Here is a 21,519-nt window from a genome sequence, read left to right on the forward strand (position 1 = left end):
TTCTACATCACTTTTATCCACTTTCCTGTATAAAATAATTGCTTTTTCATGAATAGAACAAAAGAACCAGGAAGAATGATTTGTAATTTTTTTCTACATTATTCCGTCTCACGCGTTTATTCTCCTTATAGCAGTAGAGGTTTGTCAAAATGACACGAAATTACTCATTAAATAGAGAATATAGCATTCATATGCTTTTAGAATCATCTTTTTGAATACAATTGACTTTCATATCTCACATCCTCTAGGCTAGTAAATGAAAATGATAATCTTTATCAATTGGAGGAGTGTTTTATTATGTCCATCAAAACCGTTTCTAAAAATCAGCAATTTTTAGAGCAGCAAAGTCAAAGAGAATCGAATGCAAGGTCTTACCCGAGACGGTTCCCATTAGCCATGCAAAAAGCCGAAGGTATGATCGTGACAGATGCGGATGGCAGAGAGTTTTATGACTGCCTGGCAGGAGCAGGAACACTTGCACTTGGTCACAATCATCCAGTTGTGATAGAAGCTATTGAACGTATGCTTCATGAAAAAAGACCGTTGCATACGTTGGACATAACCTCAGAAATTAAAGAAGAGTTTGTGAATGAAATTTTTTCTCACTTGCCAGAAGAGTTTGCAAAGAGAGCCAAAATTCAATTTTGTGGACCAACTGGTGGTGATGCCATAGAAGCAGCAATTAAATTAGTCAAAACAGCGACAGGGAATCGAAGCATTCTATCATTCCATGGTGCGTATCACGGTGCGACACATGCCACGATGTCATTAAGCGGAAATTTATCTCCAAAAGAAAGAGTGCAAGGGTTAATACCTGATGTTCATTTTATGCCTTACCCATATGAATATCGCTGTCCATTTGGAATTGGTGGGAAGGATTCGCACCGCATTTCAAGTTCGTATATTGAGCGCGTATTAAATGATCCTGAAAGTGGTATTCTTCCGCCAGCAGGTATGATCTTTGAAGCAGTGCAGGGCGAGGGAGGCTCCATTCCAGCATCGATTGAATGGATGAAGGAAATGAGAAGAATCACAAAAGAAAAAGGGATTCCGCTCATTATTGATGAGGTTCAATCAGGCATTGGCCGAACAGGTAAGATGTTTGCCTTTGAACATGCAGGAATTATACCTGACGTTATTGTGCTGTCAAAAGCCATTGGTGGAAGCTTGCCGCTTTCAGTTGTGATTTATGATCAAGATTTAGATCAATGGAATCCAGGTGCACATATTGGGACCTTTAGAGGAAATCAAATGGCGATGGCTGCTGGAACCGCTACGCTTAAATTTATCAAAGAAACCAACCTGCTTGATCATGTAGAACGGTTAGGAGATCGTATGCAGGCGCATCTAAAAGACATCCAAAAACAAGTCCCTGCTCTAGGTGATGTTCGAGGAAGAGGTTTAATGATTGGCGTTGAAGTAGTCGATCCAAATGAGAAACAGGATGTGGACGGAAGCTATCCAGCGAATCCAGAGCTGGCCAGTCTTATTCAAAAGAACTGCTTCGACAAAGGCTTAATTGTGGAGACAGGGGGCCGTTTTGGAAGTGTCATTCGATTCTTGCCACCACTCATTATGACAGAAGAACAGCTTGAAAAAGTCATCGTTATTTTTAAAGAGGCCGTGTACGATGCAATCAACTAAGGCTCCAGTAGATTCATTATTTATAAATCAAAGCCAGCTTGGAAGAGAGTCCTTCCAAGCGGCTCTTCATACATCTATCGACAGCTTACTGGATCAATGGCAAAAAGACACAGGACCTTACAGTGGAATATTGCCTGGGAAATTAGCGGCAAGTGTCGAATCGCTATTCCGATTTCAACCGTCTGGAGAATCTATCAAATCTGTCTTTCAAGATATAAAAGAGCATCTTTTACCGCATTTGATTGATGTATCGCATCCTAAATGCTTGGCACATCTGCATTGTCCACCGCTCATTCCTGCACTTGCCGCAGAGGTGATGGTGAGTTCCTTTAACCAATCAATGGACTCCTTTGATCAAAGTGGTATTGCTTCTTTGGTTGAGGAAGAAATCCTCAAGTGGCTATGTGCAAAGTTTTCTTATGGCGACCAAGCAGATGGGACATTTACAAGCGGTGGAACCCAATCTAACTACATGGGGCTGCTTCTGGCGAGAGATGCCTTTTGTGAAAACACATGGCATTGGAATGTTCAGCAGAAAGGCTTACCAAGTGAATCTCACCGCATGAGAATTCTTTGCTCGAAGAATGCTCACTTCACTGTGAAAAAATCTGCTTCCCAGTTAGGTTTAGGAGAGCAGGCAGTTGTACTAGTCGAGACAGATGAACATCACCGAATGGACGTCAATGATTTGAAAAAGAAGCTGGTTGAGTTGAAGGAGCAGAACTTGCTGCCTTTTGCGGTAGTAGCCACTTGCGGAACAACGGATTTTGGCAGTATTGACCCAGTTCGAGAGGTATATGACATCGTCAAGCCATACGGTCTGTGGATTCACGCAGATGCTGCCTACGGCGGAGCACTTGTATTAAGCGAAACCTACCGTAAGAAATTAGACGGTATTGAGCTTGCTGATTCAATCACGATTGACTTTCATAAACAATTTTATCAGCCGATATCCTGCGGAGCATTTTTGCTAAAGGATAAAAGCCATTTTGGTTTGATCAATTATCATGCGGATTATCTTAATCCAAAGGAAGACGAACTCGATGGTATTCTACATCTCGTCAATAAATCTGTTCAAACGACGCGCCGGTTTGATGCTCTCAAATTACTTCTCTCTCTTCGTCTAATTGGAGAAGAAGGATTTGGAGAGATCATTGACTATACCATTCATTTTGCAAAGGATGTGGCCGCGCTTATTGAGAGAAATGATGACCTTGAAGTGATCAATCCTGAGCCAGAAATCAATGCAGTTGTGTTCCGATTTAAGGATCACCACCAAACAGATGATGTCAATAAAATCATTCACCGGACACTATTCAAAACAGGAACTGCTGTCATTGCGAAAACAGTGGTTCATGGTCAAACATGCTTAAAATTCACTTTGTTAAATCCGAGAACGACAATCACACATATTGAGGAAATCCTTTCTGACATCGTTGATATCGGGATCGCTCATATTCAATCCGGGAGGGTACTACGTTGAGTCAATATAAACAAATGGCTGAAAATGCAACCATGCAAAGCTTTTTAAACTGTTTTTTACGCGAAACAGGAATCGATCGATCTGCCAAAAAAGAGACGAGAGCAGATGGCTCGCTTGTCTTCATCGCAAAACTAGTAAAGCAAGATCTTGAGCTTGTGATTCCGATGCGATATGTTTCACCTGTTGGCCGCCACCTCTTTGATTTTCCGATTCGCTTTCGTCCGCAAGGCAGTGAGCAAGAGGGCACAATTGTCGATTACACGACACTTGTTGCTTTATGTTCAAAGGAGCTTCTCATTGAATATGGCCGTACAGATGCAGAGGATGAATTCATGCTTCGCATCATTTTAAGCTGCCGAAATATTGAACGATTCTTAAAGGAGCGAGAAACTGATCGAGCCGCTCTTTCTGCAGCCGATTTTGAGTATATCGAGGCAGAGCAGTCACTTCTCCTTGGTCATTTAACGCATCCTACCCCAAAAAGCAGACAAGGAATGACAGAAGAGGAGGAAGCGATCTATTCTCCTGAGCTGAAAGGGACTTTCCAGCTTCATTACTTTAAAGCGCATCATTCGATTGTGCTACAGGATTCGTCAATTACACAGTCTGCGGCAAGCCTTATGCTAGAAGAGCTCTTGCGCCAAGTACCAGAAGAAAAAGAGAGACTGAATACGTTAGTAGAAAACGGAGAATATGTGCTCATTCCGATTCACCCGCTTCAAGTGAAGGTGGTTATGGAGAAAGCATTCGTCAACCGTTATATAGAGGAAGGAAAACTGACTTATTTAGGACCGATGGGTTCTGAATACACAGCGACCTCTTCTTTCAGAACCGTCTATCAAAAGGATTCTGCTTATATGCTCAAATTCTCTGTTCCTGTGAAAATTACAAACTCCTTACGTGTCAATAAACAAAAGGAACTGGATCGCGGAGTAGAGATGTCACGCATTCTAAAAACTGAACTGGGCATTTCTTTATACGACAAATTCTCTGGGTTCCGGGTTATTGAAGATCCAGCCTATTTATCCATTCAAGGAGAAGAAGCGGAATCTGGCTTTGAAGTAGTCATTCGTCAAAATCCATTTTTACATCAAGAAAAAGGGGCAAGCTTAATTGCTGGATTATGTCAGGATCATGCGTATGGTGGAAAATCGCGGTTAGCAGGGATCATTCATGATCTTGCAGGCGCAGAAGGCCGATCAACGGAGGCTGTGAGCGAGGATTGGTTTAAGCAATATTTAACCATTTCGTTAGAACCGATGCTTTGGCTGTTTGAAACGTACGGTCTTGCCCTTGAAGCCCATCAGCAAAATGCTGTTGTGCAAATGAAGGATGGTTACCCGCACACCTTCTATTATCGTGACAACCAAGGCTACTATTATAGTGAATCGAAAAAGGATAAACTCGCAAATCTTGTCCAAAACCTGAGCGTGAGAAGTGAAACCATTTGTGCAGATGATGTAGCCGTTGAGAGGCTGCGCTATTATTTCTTCTTTAATCATTTATTTGGTCTCATTAACGGCTTTGGTACAGAAGGTCTGGCGAAAGAAGAAGACTTGCTCGCACTTGTGAGAGATACATTACTCGTTCATGAGGAGACTTACGGTGCATCTGAACTAACAAACAGCCTACTTCGCTCAAAGGAACTGCCTTCGAAAGCGAACTTGCTGACACGATTTGAAGACATGGATGAATTGACAGGGTCATTGGAAACACAGTCTCGTTACACAGCTGTCTTGAATCCGCTGTTTTTACATAAGGAGGCGCTGATTGGATGAGGCATCGTATTCATTTTATTCGAGCTGAATATGAAAGAGATGTACGGCTTGTCCACAAGTGGATGCAAGAGGAGTATGTTCACCCATTTTGGCATTTGAATATTCCGTTTCCTTCTTTTGAAAAGCATTTTTATCAGGCGATACATGATCCGCATCAAACCCTGTATTTAGGCACAATTGATGGGACGCCCATGAGTTATTTTGAGGCATACAACGTCAAAGGTGACATCATTGAATCTTACTATCAGCCATCTCCGCATGATCAAGGAATCCATCTATTAATAGGGGAGCCGGATTATGTGGGAAAAGGTTTTGCGACTCCGCTGCTTCAGGCCATGACAGCATTTCAGTTTGAGCAAAACAAACGAACAGAAAAAATCGTTGCTGAGCCGGATATTCGCAATGAAAAAATGATCCATGTATTTGAAAAATGTGGATTTGAACGTGTAAAACCAGTCAATTTACCCGATAAAACAGGTCTTTTGATGTTTTGTGATCGAGAACGATTCGAAAGGAAGTATAACCATGACGCGGTTCAACAAGCAAAATAATGTAGTGGATGTAATCGGAATCGGCATTGGCCCATTTAACTTAGGACTTGCCGCATTATCTGAAGAAGTAAAGGAAATTGACGCTTTGTTTTTTGAAAGAAGTGAATCCTTTCATTGGCACCCAGGGATGCTCATTGAGGGAACGACACTACAAGTTCCTTTTTTAGCGGACCTTGTCAGCATGGCAGATGTGAAAAGTAAATATAGCTTCCTTAACTATTTACAGGAACAAAACCGTTTGTATTCATTTTACTTTCTAGAAGATTTTCATATCCCGCGCAAGGAATATAGTCATTATTGCCGCTGGGTCGCAGACCAGTTAGACTCTTGCCGATTTGGCATGAACGTCGAATCTGTCTCATTGATCGAAAAAGCAGGAGAAAAGCGATATGAAGTGCATGTTCGCCATGTGAAAGAACAAACGGTAGAGGTGTTTGAAAGTAAGCATCTCGTCTTAGGAATTGGTACACAGCCGGCGATACCAGCATCTCTCCAACCAGCTTTAGGAGAGAAAGTTTTTCATTCTGCCGACTATTTAAAACGAAAGAAAGAAGGCTGTTTCAAAGGGAAATCTGTGACCGTCATCGGCTCTGGTCAAAGTGCGGCAGAAGTGTTCTATGATATTTTAGCAGATGATGAGGCGAAGGATATTCACTGGTTCACACGCTCTAAAGGATTTTTCCCGATGGAATATTCAAACCTCGGTCTTGAATATTTCTCTCCAGATTATATTGATTTCTTTTATGAGCTCCCGCAAACAAAAAAGGATGCGTTGTTAAAGCAGCAGGACTTGCTTTATAAGGGTATCAGCTCTGCAATGATTCGTGATATTTATCATTTGCTATATGAACGTTCTGCTTGCGGAGAGCAGTTGAACACAGTGCTCCAAGCGATGACGGAGGTCAACTTGATTGAGGAAACAGCGGGTGGTTTGTCCCTTTCATGCACGCAATGGGTCAAAGAGGACTCCTTTACTCACGAGACAGATATTGTCGTACTGGCGACGGGCTATCAATCCGTACTGCCGCCGTTTATCAACCCAATTTCTCATCTTATTCAATGGGACGATCAAGGGCGGTTCCAAGTTGAACGTGAGTACCGCTTGAAAACAAATACAATGGGCGAAAATGATATTTTTGTTCAAAATGCAGAGCTTCATACACATGGTGTTGGCGCTCCAGATTTAGGACTTGGTGCTTACCGAAATAGTGTGATTATCAATGAACTTGCTCATCAAACTGTGTATCCACTTTATCAAAAGCACGTCTTCCAGACATTTGGTACACACAAGAACGTCAACACTTTCGAAGAAATCAAAGGTTAAGGAGGATGCAGTGATGAGTGTACAAGATGAATTGAAAAAAGCGGTGAATCCTGCTGCTTGGAAAAAGGCAAATCAGCGAATGGTGGCAAAAATGCTGTCTGAATACATGTATGAGGATATGCTTCATCCCGTGCAGCTAGATCATAAGGATGGCATTGCTCAGTATGAATTAATCATTCACGAACAAAAGAAATATCGTTATCTTGCAAAACCTCGTTTGTTTGATAGTTTTGATACGATCGCTGAATCAATCGAGTGCTGTCAAGATGGAAAATGGTCAAAGGATGTCAGTGCAATCGTGTTTTTACTAGATATTCAGCCGCTCATTCCAATGGCTTCTGAGACAACAGGACATCTAATAAAAGAGCTTCATCACACCCTGTTAGCAGATGTCCATTTGCTGTCGAAAAAAGCCCTTCGTGCGGACGAACTGACAGATACTGATTATGCATGGATTGAAGGAGAAATGACAGGGCATCCTTGGATTGTGTATAACAAAGGACGTATTGGGTTCAGTTATGATGACTACCTAGCCTATGCACCTGAAAGGCAAGAAAGTGTGCAGCTGTCTTGGATTGCTGTTCACCGAGATCTTGCCACATTCCATGCTGTCGATCATGAAAACTATGAGCAGATAATCACCAAAGAGTTAGATGAAGTCACGATCCGTCAATTTCACCGTGTGCTAAAGGATGAAGGATTGAATGAAGCGGAATATTATTTGATGCCTGTTCATAAATGGCAGTGGACACATATGATTATTCAGCATTTCCCGGAAGATTTGGCATTGCGCCGGATTGTATATGTAGGGGAGGGACTGGATCAATATATCCCGCAGCAGTCGATCAGAACCTTTACGAACATCTCAAATAAAGGCAAGCATCATATTAAACTGCCAATGAGTATTTTAAATACGCTTGTGTATCGCGGACTTCCATCAGAACGGACAGTCATTGCCCCTCGCATTACAACGCATATTAAAGGGATTGCAGATCAAGATTCATTTTTATCTGATGTCTGCCGCGTGATATTACCTGGTGAGAATGCAAGTATCAATGTTGATCATCCTTACTATAGCAAGCTGTCTGGTGCGCCGTATCAATATCTTGAGATGCTCGGTGTGATTTTTAGAGAGAGTATTTACTCGTACTTAGATGAAGGAGAGAACCCTGTTACACTTGCGGCACTCACTTATGAGGATCATGAAGGTGAGCCCTATGTGAAACAGCTGATTGAAAAATCAGGTCTCTCAGCAAAAGAGTGGATGGCGAAATTTTTCCATGTGGTCATGCCGCCGCTACTCCACTTTATGTATCAATACGGCACCGTCTTTTCACCGCACGGACAAAATACGATTCTTGTGTTAAAAGATCATCAGCCTCATCGTTTAGCGATCAAAGATTTCGTTGACGATGTAAACATTAGCGATCAGCCGCTACCTGAATTGGCTTCTCTAGGAGACGATTTAAAAGAAGTGCTGCGGAGTGAACCGCCAGAAGGTTTAGTGCAGTTTATCTTTACAGGTTTGTTTATTTGTAACCTGCGTTACGTATCAAATGTGCTAGACAATCATCAGCTGTTAGATGAAGCAACACTTTGGCGCTTGCTTGCCGAAGAAATACAGCAGTATCAAAAGCAATTCCCGCAGCTGAAAGACCGTTTTGAACTATTTGATCTCTTCCAGCCGAAGCTGACAAAGCTGTGCTTAAATCGTAATCGAATGATTGATTATGGGTATGGAGATGGAGATGACCGCCCGCATGCATCAGAGCATGGAAAGGTTACAAATGCACTCGCGCATGTTCTATCACCCGCCTGGGAGAAGTAATAGAAAAGCTGTAGACATCAAGTGTCTACAGCTTTTTATATTTTACGAGAATGCTTGAGAGGCGAGGAAATAAAGAAGTGCAGGATCGTTCAGCTTTTCTTTCCCGCGAATCATCATATAATGCGCTTTGTTTGTTTTCGTAAAACCTGCTTCAACAAGCGATTCATGGAGGCGCTTGGCTGTTTCCTCCTGCATATCTAAACGAATCGGACCGGAATAAGACGAAATAAGCGAACGAATCAGCGAGAGAGCTGTAATTTCATCATTTGCAGCAAGCGGTCCAATCATTAAATTAGCAGGTGTTTCAACACCAAATGCAAAACCAGTTATTTCGTGATGTTCATTCTTTGCAATGATACGCTGCGCTGCTCGGTTCATCCGGTTTTTTAGAAAGCTTGAACGATTTGTGCCTGCGCCTTTTTCATCTAATGCTTCAATACACGGAAGGTGCGATTCATCGGCAGAAGACAGGTGAATGTCATCTGACACACGAAGCGTCTCTGGGGTTGTTTTTTGCGCTTTGTAAGTCGTAATATAACCTGCCGTGTGAAACCCGATTTTTTCGTAAACTGGCCGTCCTTGGACAGTAGCGGTTAAGACGACAGGAATGCTTTGATCACATTGATCTAGCAGGGTGTCAATCATTTTTCTTGCAAGACCTAAGCCGCGATGTGTCCTAGATACAATGACGGCACCAATTGACGCCATTCGATCATACTGGAAAAGTCCTGCACACGAGATGACTTGTCCATCCACTGTTGAAAAACCCATTTGTTAAAAGAGATGTGAGCTCTTCCGCATTGTAATCAGGCCAGTCCACCTCTTGAGACAAGGCGATAAGATCTGGTATGTCATCGAGTGTTAATGCTCGTTGAACAACGTTTGTCATGACACGCAACTCCTTCTTAGCTGAATTCATCTATGTGTATCGTATCATAAGAAGGATGAGAAAAAGGAAAAGGCTTTCCCTTTTCTTTTCAGCGTGTAGACAAACCCTCGTTGGCGTAATCACTGTCTGGATAAAGGTGCTCCAATTCCTCTTTTGGAGGTTCAGCATTAATGAACATTAAAATATCGAGCTTCAGGATGAGAAACGACGATCGCTGTAACAGATGCTTCAGGTTCCATCATGAATCCTTCTGTCAAATGGATGCCGATTTTCTCAGGCTGAAGCAGCTTGAACAGCTTTTCTTGGTCTTCAAGGTTTGGACAAGCAGGATAACCAAAGGAATAGCGCTGCCCTTGATACTTCGCTTGGAATCGCTTTTCCATTGTGAAATCGACTGGATCAGGGAAGCCCCATTTGTCCCGAATCACTTGGTGGGTTCTTTCGGCTAATCCTTCGGCAAGCTCAAGTGCCAGAGCTTGAACCGCATGCATTTTTAAATAATCTCCTTCTTGCTTAAATTGCTGTGCGACTTCACGTATACGCGCTCCAGCTGTGACGGCAAATAAGGCAATATAATCTTTCTCCTTTTCACCGCTTCCCCTCACATAATCAGAAATGGACCGGTATGGAAGCTTCTCTTGTCTTGGAAATTGGAACGTTTCAATGATACGGTCAGGCACTTCGGGATCATAAATATGCAGATCATTTCCGTTAGAACTGGCAGGATAAAACTGATAGACAAATGCAGGGGCAAACCAGTTCTTCTCTCTGCCTTCATTTAGAAGATCTGTGACAAGCTGCTTTAATTCCAATGCTTTTGGATGCTGTTCGGCCAAGAGCTTTTTCACCTTTCCTTTTAATCCAAGGTGGTGACCAATGAGCATTTGTTCATTCACATAAGGCATAATGTGGTGCAGGTCGATATCCTTTACATAATGACGTGCCGTATTTTCCGGCGTAAAAATAGGTGCCTCAGGGAGCGCCGCACGTTTTTCTAGTAATTCAATGACAGCTTGTGGCTGCTTTGTTTCTTTCTCTTTGACAGGTGCCACAGGCTCTTCATCGGGCTTTATTTGAAATTGAAGAGGATTTGCTTTTAAGTCATTGGCTAAAGATAAGCCGTCCATGGCATCTTTGGCATAAAGAACCGGTCCGTCATAATGAGGCGAGATTTTCATTTTCGTAAATTTACGAGAAAGAGCAGCGCCACCGACTAAAATGGGCACGGAAATATTCGCTTTTTGTAAATCTTGAGCGGTAAGAACCATTTGCTGGGCTGATTTTACAAGTAATCCTGATAATCCAATCATATCGGGCTTTTCCTTTTGCACAGCTTCGATCAATGTTTGTGGTGTCACCTTAATTCCGAGATCGACCACTTGAAAGCCGTTGTTGCTCAAAATGATGTCGACAAGGTTTTTCCCAATATCATGGACATCTCCTTTTACAGTGGCAAGTAGGATTTTACCTTTCCCGCTTGCATGCTGCTTTTCCATATATTGCTCGAGATACGATACAGATGCTTTCATGACCTCTGCCGATTGAAGCACTTCTGCCACAATCAGTTCGTTTTGATTAAAAAGACGTCCAACCTCAGCCATTCCCTGCATTAACGGACCATTGATGATATGAAGTGGTGATTCATATTGCTCTAGAGCAAGGGATAAATCATCAATAAGACCTTCTTTTGTTCCTTCGACGACGTATAGTGCGAGCCTTTCATCAAGTGATAGGGAGACCTTTGGTTTTTTCTCCGTTTTCTTTTTGCCGCGGTAAAATTGGGTGAATTCAGCAAGGGTTTGATCATTTGTTTCATAGAGCAACGTTTCAGCGAGCTTGATTTCTTCCTTTGGAATAGAAGCGAAGCGTTCAAGTTTTTCTGTATTGACGATGGCATAGTCAAGTCCTGCTTGGACGCAGTGATACAAGTAGACGGCATTCAAGATTTCTCTCCCAAGAGGCGGGAGTCCAAAAGACACGTTGCTGATGCCTAAAATCGTCAAACACTCAGGCAGTTTTTCCTTGATCATTTTGATGCCTTTGATCGTTTCTTCGGCAGCGCCAATGTACTGCGCGTCTCCAGTGCCTACTGGAAAGACCAGTGGATCAAAAATGATGTCACTTGCGGGAATGCCATATTTCTTCGTTAATAGATCATGAGAGCGTACCGCAATCTCGAGCTTTCGTTCTGCAGTTACGGCCATCCCTGTTTCATCGATCGTGCCGACAACAAGTGCACCGCCGTACAGCTTCACAAGAGGAAGAATTTCTTCAAAGCGTTCTTCGCCATCTTCAAGGTTAATGGAATTGATGATGGCTTTCCCTTGGGAATAGGTGAGTGCCTTTTCGATCACGTGTTTATCCGTTGAATCAATGACAAAAGGAGCCTTCACTTTTTTCATGGCCTCTTGTAAAAAACCTTCCATGTCAGCTATCTCGTCTCGATCTGGATCAGCGAGACACACATCGATCACGTGAGCGCCGTTTTTTACCTGTGCACGAGCAATTTCTGATGCTTCTTCAAACTTTTGTTCCGCAATGAGTCGTTTGAATTTGCGTGAACCAATCACGTTGGTCCGTTCTCCTACAAAAAGAGGCCGCATTGATTCCTCATATATTAGGGGCTCAATTCCTGATACGGTATGTTGAGACGATTCATGTGCGATGTGACGCGGCTGAATCATGCGTACTTCATCTGATAATGCCTGTATATGTGCAGGTGTTGTTCCACAGCAGCCGCCAACAATATTTAACCAGCCTTCTTTGGCAAAGGCGGAAATCTTTTTAGCAAGTGAAGCAGGGGATTCATGATATTGACCTTCTTCATCTGGGAGACCAGCATTTGGATAGCAGCTAACCGCTGATTTGGCGATGGAGGATAGGGTGCGGATATGGTCTGTCATGAATTCAGGACCCGTCGCACAGTTCAGGCCGACACTCATCGGTTTCATATGCTCAAGAGAGATATAAAAGGCTTCAATATCCTGACCAGCAAGGGTCGTGCCCATTGGTTCAATCGTACCTGATACCATGAGAGGCAACTCAATACCTGTCTGCTGGAAGGCTTCCTGAATGCCTTTGAAACCAGCTTTTACATTGAGCATGTCTTGGCTTGTTTCTAAAAGAAGGGCATCACATTTGCCATCAATCAGGGCACGGGCTTGCTCTTCATAGTTTCTAACGAGCTCATCGAAGGTTGTGCCGCCTGTCACAGATAATGTTTTCGTAGTCGGCCCCATCGCACCTACAACAAATCGAGGCTGCTCGGGTGTGGAGAAACGCTTAGCTTCATCCTTTGCCAGCTGCGCAGCCCGTACATTGAGTTCATAGGCAAGGTGGCCAAGCCCGTATTCATCAAGGACGAGCTTTGTAGCTCCGAACGTATTCGTTTCAATGAGATCGGCGCTTGCCTCAAGGTATTCTTCATGAATCGTGCGGATGATGTGAGGGGCTGTCACATTCAAATACTCGTTACACCCCTCATACTCTTCGCCGCCAAAGTCTTCTGCTGTGAGATTGGCATTTTGAATCATGGTCCCCATTGCACCATCAAGGACGAGGATGCGTTTCTTAAGCTGTTCAGTGATAGTTGACATGGATGTTTGACTCCTTTTCTTTCTGATGAATGTAGGTGGTTAGTTCTGCTGTTAAGTCTGATCGTAGGAAAGGGGTAATTAAATAAATGCCATTAAACAAATCGCAGGCTGTATCTAATAAAGAGCGGGCAATCGCTAAGCCTTCTGCTCGCTGCTTTTCTTTATCCTCACCGGCCCTCGCCATAATGTCACGAATGGAATCAGATAATTTGATGCCCGGAATTTCATGGTGAATAAACTCCGCATTTCTGCTGCTTGTTAATGGCATAATGCCAATATAAATCGGTTTATCTAAATGACGGCTCTCCTCATGAATTTTCACAAGCTGTTCCTCAGAATATACAGGCTGTGAAATAAAATAATCAGCGCCGTATTCAATTTTTTTCTCAAGACGTTTAACCGCCTTATCAATGTGACGAACATTCGGGTTAAACGCGCCAGCTACTGAAAAATTGGTCTTTTTCCCAAGCGGCTTTCCTGAAAAAGAAAGGCCTTCGTTAAACTGCTTAATCAGGCGGATCAAATCAAACGAGGTTAAATCATAAACCGACGTTGCTCCTGGAAAATCCCCAATCTTAGAAGGATCGCCTGTAATGGCTAAAATATCAGTTAAACCAAGGGTATCGAGACCCATCAAATGGGATTGAAGTCCAATTAAATTACGATCACGGCATGTGATATGGACGAGTGAACGCATATCAAGCTGCTGTTTCAATAATGCGCCGCAAGCCACATTGCTAATGCGCGGGGTTGCAAGAGAATTATCAGCTAATGTCAAGGCATCAATGCCTGCATTCTTTAATTCCTTTGCCGCGACGAGAAATTTTTCGAAGTTCAGCTTCTTCGGTGGGTCAAGCTCTACAATGATCGTCCGTTTTTTCGTAGCGAGCTCATCAAGTCCTGGTTCGGTCCGCTGATCTTGAATCGAAATGATTTCTTCTTTTAAAACTTTCACTTCTTTTTCAGTGATCGGGGCTAAATCCTTGACCGCTTCAGCCATTGCGTGAATATGCTGAGGCGTTGTTCCGCAACAGCCTCCGATAATACGTGCGCCTTGATTTCTAAATTCGAGTGCACTTTTTCGGAAATAATCGTTATCTGTATCATAGACGAGTCTGCCTTCTTCAAGTGAGGGAAGACTGCTGTTAGGATAGACTGATAAATGAGAATTTTCTAAAATCGGTACACCCTCGAGTGCCTGAATCATATGATAAGGACCTAGCCTGCAGTTAATGCCAACGACATCTGCGCCAAGAGAGGACAATTCAGATAAACCATCCCTAAGCGGTGTTCCATCCTGTAACACGCCTTGTTCATGCATGGAGACGTTCATGACAATGGGGAGCGTCGTTTCTTTGCGTGCAATTTGGAGAACGGCCTTCGCTTCTTCCATGTCATAATACGTTTCTAGCAATATTCCATCGGGTTCTTCATTTAATAGGATGTATAGCTGCTCTCTAAAGCTTCTTTTAATTTCTTCAATCGTGTAGGCATTTTTGTTAAACGTTCGAATGCCACCAATCGTTCCAAGGACATAAGCAGAACCTGCGGCTGCTTTTGCGATTTGTACCGCCTTTGTATTGATACGCTTTGTTTCTTCCTCTAAACCGTAACGGGATAGTTTAATATAATTTGCGCCGTACGTATTTGTTTGAATGATGTCCGCACCAGCCTGCACATATGCTTCGTGCACGCGCTTTACTTCATCTTCTTTCGATAAATTTAATTCTTCAAAGCAGCGGTCAATGCCGTAAGAGTATAAAAGTGTTCCCATTGCACCGTCAGCAATCAGTACGCGGTTTTGTAAGTCTTGTAATAGGCCCATTGGTTTCCTCCTTATTTCTATGTAACAAAAAAAGCCTTCTGATAAGAAGAAGACTTTTTGGCTGTATCGTAATTCTTCTTCTTATCTTCCAAGCAGTTGCTTGCTGGATTTAGCACCTTGGTCATAGAAAATAGATTTCTACTACACCGGTTGCTGAGGCTTCACAGGGCCAGTCCCTCTGCCTCTCTTGATAAGAAAGCGATATGAACATGTCAATGAATTGAACTTCCATCCACTGTATCGAAAAAATCGGAAATAATCAATGGAAAATTTGAAATTTATCGAAAATTTATAAATTGAACGTCAATCGGTAAATCTGCCTTACGCATAAGAGAAATCACTTCTTGTAAATCATCTTTATTTTTTCCTGTTACACGCACTTGGTCATCTTGAAATTGTGATTTCACTTTGATGCCGGATTGCTTAATGAGTGCATTGATCTTTTTGGCGTTGTCCTGATCAATTCCGCTGATCAGCTTCGCGCGCTGGCGTACGGTTCCGCCAAGGGCATGCTCGGTTTTTCCGTAGTCGATGTTTTTAGTTGGAACATTTCGTTTGATCAGCTTTGTCACAAGTACATCTTTTAGTTGCTCCAGCTTGAAATCATCATCAGAGATGAGCACGAGCTCTTCTTTTTCAAGAGAAATATCACTTTTGCTTCCTTTAAAATCATAACGATTTTTAATTTCCTTGAGCGCTGCTTGAACGGCGTTTTGCACCTCTGGCAGTTCAACCTTCGATACAATGTCAAATGAGCTTTCTTTTGCCATAACACATGACCTCCATGTATAGATATTGCGTCTATTTTATCATGCAACGTGGAGAAGAAGAAACTTTATCGAAGAGACGAGTCAAAGAGTTCTGCTGGCAGCGGTATAAATCGTGTCCGGCTTGTCCACTTTAGCTAACAGAACTAGAGATGTTCATGTGAGGAGAATTATAGTAGAATAAAGTGAATCAAAAGATGAACGAACGCTCTTGTACGAGCAGATAGGAAGGAAGAGAACATGAGACCAGGTGAGCAACTGACCTTGCAAATAGAGAACGAGATGGAATACGGCTACTTTTTGACAGATGGTGAAGATTCGGTCCTCTTGCACCGTAGTGAAATGACAGAAGATATTGATGACCAAGATGAAGTAGAGGTCTACTTATACGTAGATCATGAAGAAAGGCTAGCTGCAACGATGAAAATACCGACAATCAATGCGCATACATATGGCTGGGTAGAAGTCGTAGACGTCGTAGAAGACATGGGTGCATTTGTGGATGTTGGCTTGTCAAAGGATGCACTTGTCGCAACAGAACATCTCCCTCCTTTTGAGGAAGCATGGCCGAAAAAAGGAGACAAACTTTACTGTATGCTGAAAGTCACAAGCTACGGTAGAATGTTCGCGAAGCCAGCCACAGAAGATGTGATCAGTGACTTATTTACTGAGGCACCCGAAACCTTAATGAACAAAGAAATCACTGGAACAATTTATCGCTTAATTGCGACAGGCTCGTTTATGCTGACAGATACAGGGGTGCGAGGGTTTATCCACCGGACAGAACGAAAGGAAGAGCCAAGATTAGGATCGACCGTGACAGGACGCGTCATTGCAGTGAAAGAGGATGGAACTGTGAACGTGTCTCTGCTTCCTAGAAAACAGGAAGCGTTATCTGTCGATGCAGAAGAAATCTTAACTTATATGAGAACGAGAAATGGTGCGATGCCTTATGGAGATAAAAGCGATCCAGAAGACATCCGCGAACGATTCCAAATGAGCAAGGCAGCCTTTAAACGGGCATTAGGTCATTTGATGAAAAACGGCCTAGTCTACCAAAAAGAGGGCTGGACATACGAGAAAAAATGAGCAGCGTGAAAGAGAACCTTAACCTTATGGGTTTTCATATGACAATGAAATAAAGAAAAAGGGATAAAATCATCATGGTTTTATCCCTTTTTTTATATTTGTATAAATATTGGTTTTTTTCAGTGAAAAAAGTCATGAAAAACCTTCACATAGCCATTGAAACAACGCCTCTCAAATCCGATAAGAAAGGAGTAAGGATGATAAAAGGAGTGTGTGTTTGGATGAAAGTGAAAATTTCATTACTTCTGTTGGTAGCCATGCTTATGGTGCTAGCCGCATGCAGCAATCAACAAGGGAAACCACCAGCATCAAATGCGAAGCATATTGGCGTTATGCTCACAGATGATGGTCTTGGTGATCAATCATTTAACGATTCTTCATTTAAAGGATTAGAAAAAGCACGTGATGACCTAGGAATTGAATTTGATTATAGAGAAATTGCAGAAACCGATACATATGAAAAAGGGCTGACCGAGCTCGTAAAAGCTGGCAATGACCTCGTCATCGGGGTAGGCTTTAGTATGCAAGAAGACTTAGAAAAAGTCGCAAAGAAATATCCGAAGAAGCAGTTCTTGCTCATTGATGCCGTATCTGAACTGAAAAACGTGACCTCCGTGACGTTTAAAGAAGAGCAGGGTAGCTATTTAGCAGGCGCGCTTGCTGCCATGACAACAAAAAGTGATGTCATTGGATTTGTTGGCGGTGTCGATGCAGATGTCATTCATCGTTTTGAAAAAGGGTTCCAAAAAGGCGCCAAATCAGTGAATCCGAAAATCAAGATTTTATCGACCTATGCCAATACGTTTAGTGATGCGGGCAAAGGCAGTAAAATCGCTAAAGACATGATCAAAAAGAAAGCAGACGTTTTATATGCTGCAGCAGGATATACAGGTGTTGGTGTATTAAAAGAAGCACAATCAGAAGGCAAGTATGCCATTGGTGTCGATAGCGATCAATACTACACTGCTGAAAAAGCGGTGATTTCGTCCATGGTGAAAAAAGTCGATGAAGTGGTCTATCAATTCAGCGAACAGCTCGTCAAGAGCAATCAAATTAAAAATGGGCATGTTATTTACGATTTAAGCAATGACGGAATCGATATGGCAAGAATTCGGGTGCTGAAGAATGCTGAAACATTAACCAAAAAAGTAAATGAACTGAAGCAGAAATTGCTAAAAGAAGAGGGGGACGCATCATGAGCTTGCGCATCAAAATTTTACTCAACTCACTCGTCTCACTTCTTTTAGCAGTTGGCGTCATCGCCTTTATCATTGTCAGTATGACAAAGATCCAATCTTCAAATGAAACAGAAGTTCAAACCTTATTAAACGTTCAAAAAACAAAAGCAAGCTTTGAAAGTGTTGAACAAGCCATGACCAATTACTCAATGACACTTTCTGATGAACAGCTAGAAGTTGTTCAAACCGATATTTCTACAGCAAAAAAACAGCTGCAAACGTTAAACAAAAACGCAGGGAATATCAACAAAGCTGCATTAACAAGGTTAAATGCAAAATATGATACGTGGACCAAGGAAGCGAATGGTGCCATTGGTGAAAAAAATGCATCAGATGCAAGACGGGTAGCAGCAAGAATTGATGGCGTCTTAAACGACGTGCATACAATGAATAAAAGAGCAGAAGAAGCGTATAAACAAAATCTAGAGAATACAGCGGATAATGTGCAATGGATCATCACAAGTGCACTCGTCGCAGCCCTCACACTGATTGTCATTGCTGTCTTTTTAAATATTGGATTAACAAGATCCATCGTGACACCGATTAAATCACTTTCCTACCGAGCGAAGCAGATCGCAGAAGGCAACCTTGTTGTCGAGCGAATGGACATTCAGCGTAAGGATGAAATCGGCGGCTTGAATGAATCCTTTAATCAAATGACAGATCAACTGATTAGTTTGATTAAAGAAATCAGTCATGTATCAAGTCAAGTAGAGACATTCTCGATCCAGTTAGATGATGAAAATAAAAAGTTGATGGAATCTGCAAATCAAGTATCTGTCTCGACAGACGAAATGGCGAATGGATCACAAGCCATTTCAGAGGATCTTCAGCATGGCGTCAGTTTGATTGAAAAGATGGATCAGCATGGACGTAAAAATTCCGAACGTTCACAAACAGTCATCCAAAGTACAGAGGATGCGATAGAAGCAGTGGATAGTGGAAAGCACACGTTAACAGAAACCAAAACGGCGATTGAAAAAAACACACATGCCACAAGACAAATCGAGCAGTCGGCAGGAGAATTCACGCAATATGCCAGCGAGATCTCGGCTATGGCCAAAACAGTTTCGGACATTGCGGATCAGACAAACTTACTTTCGCTAAATGCGGCGATTGAAGCGGCAAGAGCAGGTGAGGCTGGAAAAGGTTTTGCCGTTGTAGCAGATGAAATTCGAAAACTTGCCGACGAATCATCTACCGCTACAAGACAAATCTTTGATATGGTCAGTCATATTGAAAGAGGCATTCAATCCATTAGTCAAACTGTCAAAGAAGGAGTCGAGCTTTCACTTCAGCAGCAGGATGCGATGGACAAAACCTCACACTCCTTTGAAGATATAGAATTAAAAGCGCAGCACATTAAACAAGAAATGGCGGTCTTAAACGACCAAATTGTCCAATCGACAGAGCTTGGCGGACAAGTGCTCAACTCAATTGAAAATATTAGTGCGGTTGTAGAAGAAACAGCAGCCGGCAGTGAAGAAATTTCTGCCTCTGCCAATGAACAGCTGCAATCATTCCATCAAATGAACAAACAGGTAGAAGAACTCATGAGCATGACGGCAAGGTTAAATGAAACCGTCCACCGTTTTAAACTTTCATAAATGATAAGAAAAGCACCCTTCCCGTGATGTGTCAGGGAAGGGTGCTTTTTTATGATGGTTTGCCTGTAAAAAAGATGGCAAGTGTGCCTGGACCTGAATGGGACCCAACAGCTGCGCCGACCATCTGAATATCAATTTCTTTTGGATGAAATTCGGCTTCAATCAATTGTCTCATGTCTTCTGCAAGTGCAGGATCATCACCATGGCTAATGCCAACTGTTTGATTTGACCAATCCGTTCCACGTTCTTTCATCAGTTCAATAATGCGTTTCAACAGCTTTTTACGTCCGCGGATTTTCTCAAGGGGGATGAGCTTTCCATCCTCAACGTGTAAAATGGGCTTAATACTTAATAAACCACCAACAAATGCGGACGCTTTACTGATTCTTCCGCCTCTTGCTAAATACGATAAATCGTCTACAGTAAAAATATGTTGTAAAGATTCGCAAAAATGCTTTACAGACGTTTCAATTTCTTGTATTGTATTTCCGTCAATGGCAAGTGATTGAGCGTGTTTGACAGCAAGCCCATAGCCGAGTGAAGCACATTTAGAATCAATGATTCGCAAATCAAAATCAGGGTATTCTTCCTTCACTTCGTTTGCCATCATCACAGCCGTTTGGTATGTACCGGAAAGCTCTGATGAAAAGGCAACATAGATTGCAGATGTATGGTTTTGTGCAAGAGAAACAAAGGCTTCTTTAATTCGGTTTGGTGAAGCTTGTGACGTTTTTGGGCTGGCACCTTGTCTCATCGCATCAAATACTTGTTTTGGTTCAATGGTGATCAAATCTTCAAATTCCTCTTCGCCAAGCAATACACGGAGCGGAATGAGCGTCATGTTATGTTCATCATAATAAGAAAGAGGCAGATCAGCAGCACTGTCTGCTATGATATGAACAGTCATCAAAATCCCTTCTTTCTAAAAAAATCAGCCATATTTTGCAACTTTTTAGCCTAACTATATCACAGAAATCATTTTTTCGTGTTCAAATTCTAAATTTTAGGGAAAACCATAGAGAGAATGGTAAGTGGAGGAATGACAATATGTTCATCGGAGAAGCAAAAAAACTCATTGTCGTCGTCATTGGTGCACTGCTCAATGCGATTGGACTGAATTTATTCTTAATCCCAGCTGATGTATACGCGAGCGGGTTTACAGGGGTAGCCCAGTTGTTATCCAGCTTAATGGATCAATATGCGCCATTTTATATATCCACAGGGATTCTATTATTTATTTTAAATATTCCAGTCGGCATTTTAGGCTGGATGAAAGTGGGCCGTTCCTTTACGCTTTACAGCATTATCAGTGTTGCACTGACGACCATTTTCCTCGGCATCTTACCAGAAACGAGTGTGTCACATGATATATTACTAAATGCTGTGTTTGGCGGCGTGATATCCGCAGTAGGGATTGGGATCACGCTCAAATACGGGGCATCGACAGGCGGACTCGACATCGTTGCTATGGTTTTAGCGAAATGGAAGGATAAACCAGTCGGCACGTATTTCTTCATTTTAAATGGTATCATTATTTTTACAGCAGGATTATTACAAGGTTGGGAGAAAGCATTATATACCCTTGTCACATTATATGTGACCACAAGGGTCATTGATGCCATCCATACAAGACATGAGAAGCTGACTGCGATGATTGTGACGAAGAAGGCTGATGAAATCAAGGAAGCCATTTATGGAAAAATGGTCAGAGGCATTACGACTGTACCTGCAAAGGGAGCTTTTACCAACGAGCCAAAAGAAATGATGGTGATCGTTATTACAAGGTATGAGCTGTATGAACTTGAACAAATTATTAAAGAAGTCGATCCAAAAGCCTTTACAAATATTGTGCAAACAACTAATATTCTTGGATTTTTCAGACGAGATTAAAAGGTGGGTA

The 21,519-nt window shown here is 42.3% G+C and carries 16 protein-coding genes and 1 riboswitch; of the genes, 10 read left to right on the top strand and 6 right to left on the bottom strand.

The window, feature by feature from the left end; genetic code table 11:
- Positions 1 to 297: 297 nt before the first annotated feature.
- Genes MKX52_RS05210 through MKX52_RS05235 form a run of 6 tightly spaced genes read left to right on the top strand, consistent with a single transcriptional unit; the run spans position 298 to position 8,608 of the window.
- Positions 298 to 1,644 carry an aspartate aminotransferase family protein gene (locus MKX52_RS05210; protein WP_144456085.1) on the top strand — a complete coding sequence of 449 codons (1,347 nt, stop codon included), beginning with the start codon at positions 298 to 300 and terminating at the stop codon, positions 1,642 to 1,644.
- Complete coding sequence (locus tag MKX52_RS05215; protein WP_342491609.1) at positions 1,631 to 3,127, top strand: aspartate aminotransferase family protein; 1,497 nt, start codon at positions 1,631 to 1,633, stop codon at positions 3,125 to 3,127. The genes MKX52_RS05210 and MKX52_RS05215 overlap by 14 nt, the downstream gene beginning before the upstream one ends.
- Positions 3,124 to 4,905: an IucA/IucC family protein gene (locus MKX52_RS05220; protein ID WP_342491610.1), complete on the top strand. Its 1,782-nt coding sequence runs from the start codon at positions 3,124 to 3,126 to the stop codon at positions 4,903 to 4,905. The genes MKX52_RS05215 and MKX52_RS05220 overlap by 4 nt, the downstream gene beginning before the upstream one ends.
- Positions 4,902 to 5,456 carry a GNAT family N-acetyltransferase gene (locus MKX52_RS05225; protein WP_088002104.1) on the top strand — a complete coding sequence of 185 codons (555 nt, stop codon included), beginning with the start codon at positions 4,902 to 4,904 and terminating at the stop codon, positions 5,454 to 5,456. The genes MKX52_RS05220 and MKX52_RS05225 overlap by 4 nt, the downstream gene beginning before the upstream one ends.
- Positions 5,431 to 6,780, top strand: coding sequence for a lysine N(6)-hydroxylase/L-ornithine N(5)-oxygenase family protein (locus MKX52_RS05230; protein WP_342491611.1), 1,350 nt, complete (start codon positions 5,431 to 5,433; stop codon positions 6,778 to 6,780). Before MKX52_RS05225 ends, MKX52_RS05230 begins: the two co-directional genes overlap by 26 nt.
- 13 nt (positions 6,781 to 6,793) lie before the next feature.
- Positions 6,794 to 8,608: an IucA/IucC family siderophore biosynthesis protein gene (locus MKX52_RS05235; protein WP_217014630.1), complete on the top strand. Its 1,815-nt coding sequence runs from the start codon at positions 6,794 to 6,796 to the stop codon at positions 8,606 to 8,608.
- 42 nt (positions 8,609 to 8,650) lie between these two features.
- Here the strand turns inward: MKX52_RS05235 and MKX52_RS05240 are convergent, their stop codons facing one another.
- The 5 genes from MKX52_RS05240 to MKX52_RS05260 all read right to left on the bottom strand — a co-directional run bounded on the left by MKX52_RS05240 (position 8,651) and on the right by MKX52_RS05260 (position 15,688).
- On the bottom strand, positions 8,651 to 9,364 hold the full coding sequence (locus tag MKX52_RS05240) for a GNAT family N-acetyltransferase (RefSeq protein WP_342491612.1): 714 nt from the start codon (positions 9,362 to 9,364) through the stop codon (positions 8,651 to 8,653).
- Entirely contained in the window at positions 9,321 to 9,497 is a 177-nt protein-coding gene (locus MKX52_RS05245; RefSeq protein WP_342491613.1) for a hypothetical protein, read from the bottom strand. Before MKX52_RS05245 ends, MKX52_RS05240 begins: the two co-directional genes overlap by 44 nt.
- 167 nt (positions 9,498 to 9,664) lie before the next feature.
- Positions 9,665 to 13,093, bottom strand: coding sequence for a methionine synthase (metH, locus tag MKX52_RS05250; RefSeq protein WP_342491614.1), 3,429 nt, complete (start codon positions 13,091 to 13,093; stop codon positions 9,665 to 9,667).
- Positions 13,077 to 14,918 (bottom strand): bifunctional homocysteine S-methyltransferase/methylenetetrahydrofolate reductase, encoded by a 1,842-nt coding sequence (locus MKX52_RS05255; RefSeq protein ID WP_342491615.1) that lies wholly within the window; start codon positions 14,916 to 14,918, stop codon positions 13,077 to 13,079. The genes metH and MKX52_RS05255 overlap by 17 nt, the downstream gene beginning before the upstream one ends.
- A gap of 78 nt (positions 14,919 to 14,996) precedes the next feature.
- A riboswitch (SAM riboswitch) is annotated at positions 14,997 to 15,115 on the bottom strand.
- 81 nt (positions 15,116 to 15,196) lie between these two features.
- Complete coding sequence (locus MKX52_RS05260) at positions 15,197 to 15,688, bottom strand: YajQ family cyclic di-GMP-binding protein (RefSeq protein ID WP_012009527.1); 492 nt, start codon at positions 15,686 to 15,688, stop codon at positions 15,197 to 15,199.
- 237 nt (positions 15,689 to 15,925) lie between these two features.
- Between MKX52_RS05260 and MKX52_RS05265 the strand changes: the two genes are divergently transcribed.
- From MKX52_RS05265 to MKX52_RS05275, 3 genes are all read left to right on the top strand, one after another.
- Positions 15,926 to 16,774, top strand: coding sequence for a S1 RNA-binding domain-containing protein (locus tag MKX52_RS05265; RefSeq protein WP_012009528.1), 849 nt, complete (start codon positions 15,926 to 15,928; stop codon positions 16,772 to 16,774).
- Positions 16,775 to 16,995: 221 nt separating this feature from the next.
- Positions 16,996 to 17,973 (top strand): BMP family ABC transporter substrate-binding protein, encoded by a 978-nt coding sequence (locus MKX52_RS05270; protein WP_041816205.1) that lies wholly within the window; start codon positions 16,996 to 16,998, stop codon positions 17,971 to 17,973.
- On the top strand, positions 17,970 to 19,619 hold the full coding sequence (locus tag MKX52_RS05275; RefSeq protein WP_342491616.1) for a methyl-accepting chemotaxis protein: 1,650 nt from the start codon (positions 17,970 to 17,972) through the stop codon (positions 19,617 to 19,619). Before MKX52_RS05270 ends, MKX52_RS05275 begins: the two co-directional genes overlap by 4 nt.
- 49 nt (positions 19,620 to 19,668) lie before the next feature.
- Here MKX52_RS05275 and MKX52_RS05280 read toward each other — a convergent pair whose 3' ends face one another.
- The gene (locus MKX52_RS05280; protein WP_217015192.1) at positions 19,669 to 20,526 is read right to left on the bottom strand and encodes a DegV family protein; all 858 of its coding nucleotides are present in this window, start codon (positions 20,524 to 20,526) and stop codon (positions 19,669 to 19,671) included.
- Positions 20,527 to 20,666: 140 nt separating this feature from the next.
- On the opposite strand from MKX52_RS05280, the gene MKX52_RS05285 reads away from it, so the two are divergent.
- Positions 20,667 to 21,509 (top strand): YitT family protein, encoded by an 843-nt coding sequence (locus tag MKX52_RS05285; RefSeq protein WP_012009532.1) that lies wholly within the window; start codon positions 20,667 to 20,669, stop codon positions 21,507 to 21,509.
- Positions 21,510 to 21,519 lie beyond the last annotated feature (10 nt).

The organism is Bacillus sp. FSL R5-0422 (assembly GCF_038610765.1).
Classification (GTDB): Bacteria; Bacillota; Bacilli; order Bacillales; family Bacillaceae; genus Bacillus; species Bacillus pumilus_O.

Excerpts from the sequence above, each read along its gene's own strand:
- MKX52_RS05210 (WP_144456085.1), top strand. The coding sequence starts at position 298 with ATGTCCATCAAAACCGTTTCTAAAAATCAGCAATTTTTAGAGCAGCAA.
- MKX52_RS05215 (WP_342491609.1), top strand. The coding sequence starts at position 1,631 with ATGCAATCAACTAAGGCTCCAGTAGATTCATTATTTATAAATCAAAGC.
- MKX52_RS05225 (WP_088002104.1), top strand. The coding sequence starts at position 4,902 with ATGAGGCATCGTATTCATTTTATTCGAGCTGAATATGAAAGAGATGTA.
- MKX52_RS05230 (WP_342491611.1), top strand. The coding sequence starts at position 5,431 with ATGACGCGGTTCAACAAGCAAAATAATGTAGTGGATGTAATCGGAATC.
- MKX52_RS05235 (WP_217014630.1), top strand. The coding sequence starts at position 6,794 with ATGAGTGTACAAGATGAATTGAAAAAAGCGGTGAATCCTGCTGCTTGG.
- MKX52_RS05245 (WP_342491613.1), bottom strand. The coding sequence starts at position 9,497 with ATGACAAACGTTGTTCAACGAGCATTAACACTCGATGACATACCAGAT.
- metH (WP_342491614.1), bottom strand. The coding sequence starts at position 13,093 with ATGTCAACTATCACTGAACAGCTTAAGAAACGCATCCTCGTCCTTGAT.
- MKX52_RS05255 (WP_342491615.1), bottom strand. The coding sequence starts at position 14,918 with ATGGGCCTATTACAAGACTTACAAAACCGCGTACTGATTGCTGACGGT.
- MKX52_RS05260 (WP_012009527.1), bottom strand. The coding sequence starts at position 15,688 with ATGGCAAAAGAAAGCTCATTTGACATTGTATCGAAGGTTGAACTGCCA.
- MKX52_RS05265 (WP_012009528.1), top strand. The coding sequence starts at position 15,926 with ATGAGACCAGGTGAGCAACTGACCTTGCAAATAGAGAACGAGATGGAA.
- MKX52_RS05270 (WP_041816205.1), top strand. The coding sequence starts at position 16,996 with ATGAAAGTGAAAATTTCATTACTTCTGTTGGTAGCCATGCTTATGGTG.
- MKX52_RS05275 (WP_342491616.1), top strand. The coding sequence starts at position 17,970 with ATGAGCTTGCGCATCAAAATTTTACTCAACTCACTCGTCTCACTTCTT.
- MKX52_RS05280 (WP_217015192.1), bottom strand. The coding sequence starts at position 20,526 with ATGACTGTTCATATCATAGCAGACAGTGCTGCTGATCTGCCTCTTTCT.
- MKX52_RS05285 (WP_012009532.1), top strand. The coding sequence starts at position 20,667 with ATGTTCATCGGAGAAGCAAAAAAACTCATTGTCGTCGTCATTGGTGCA.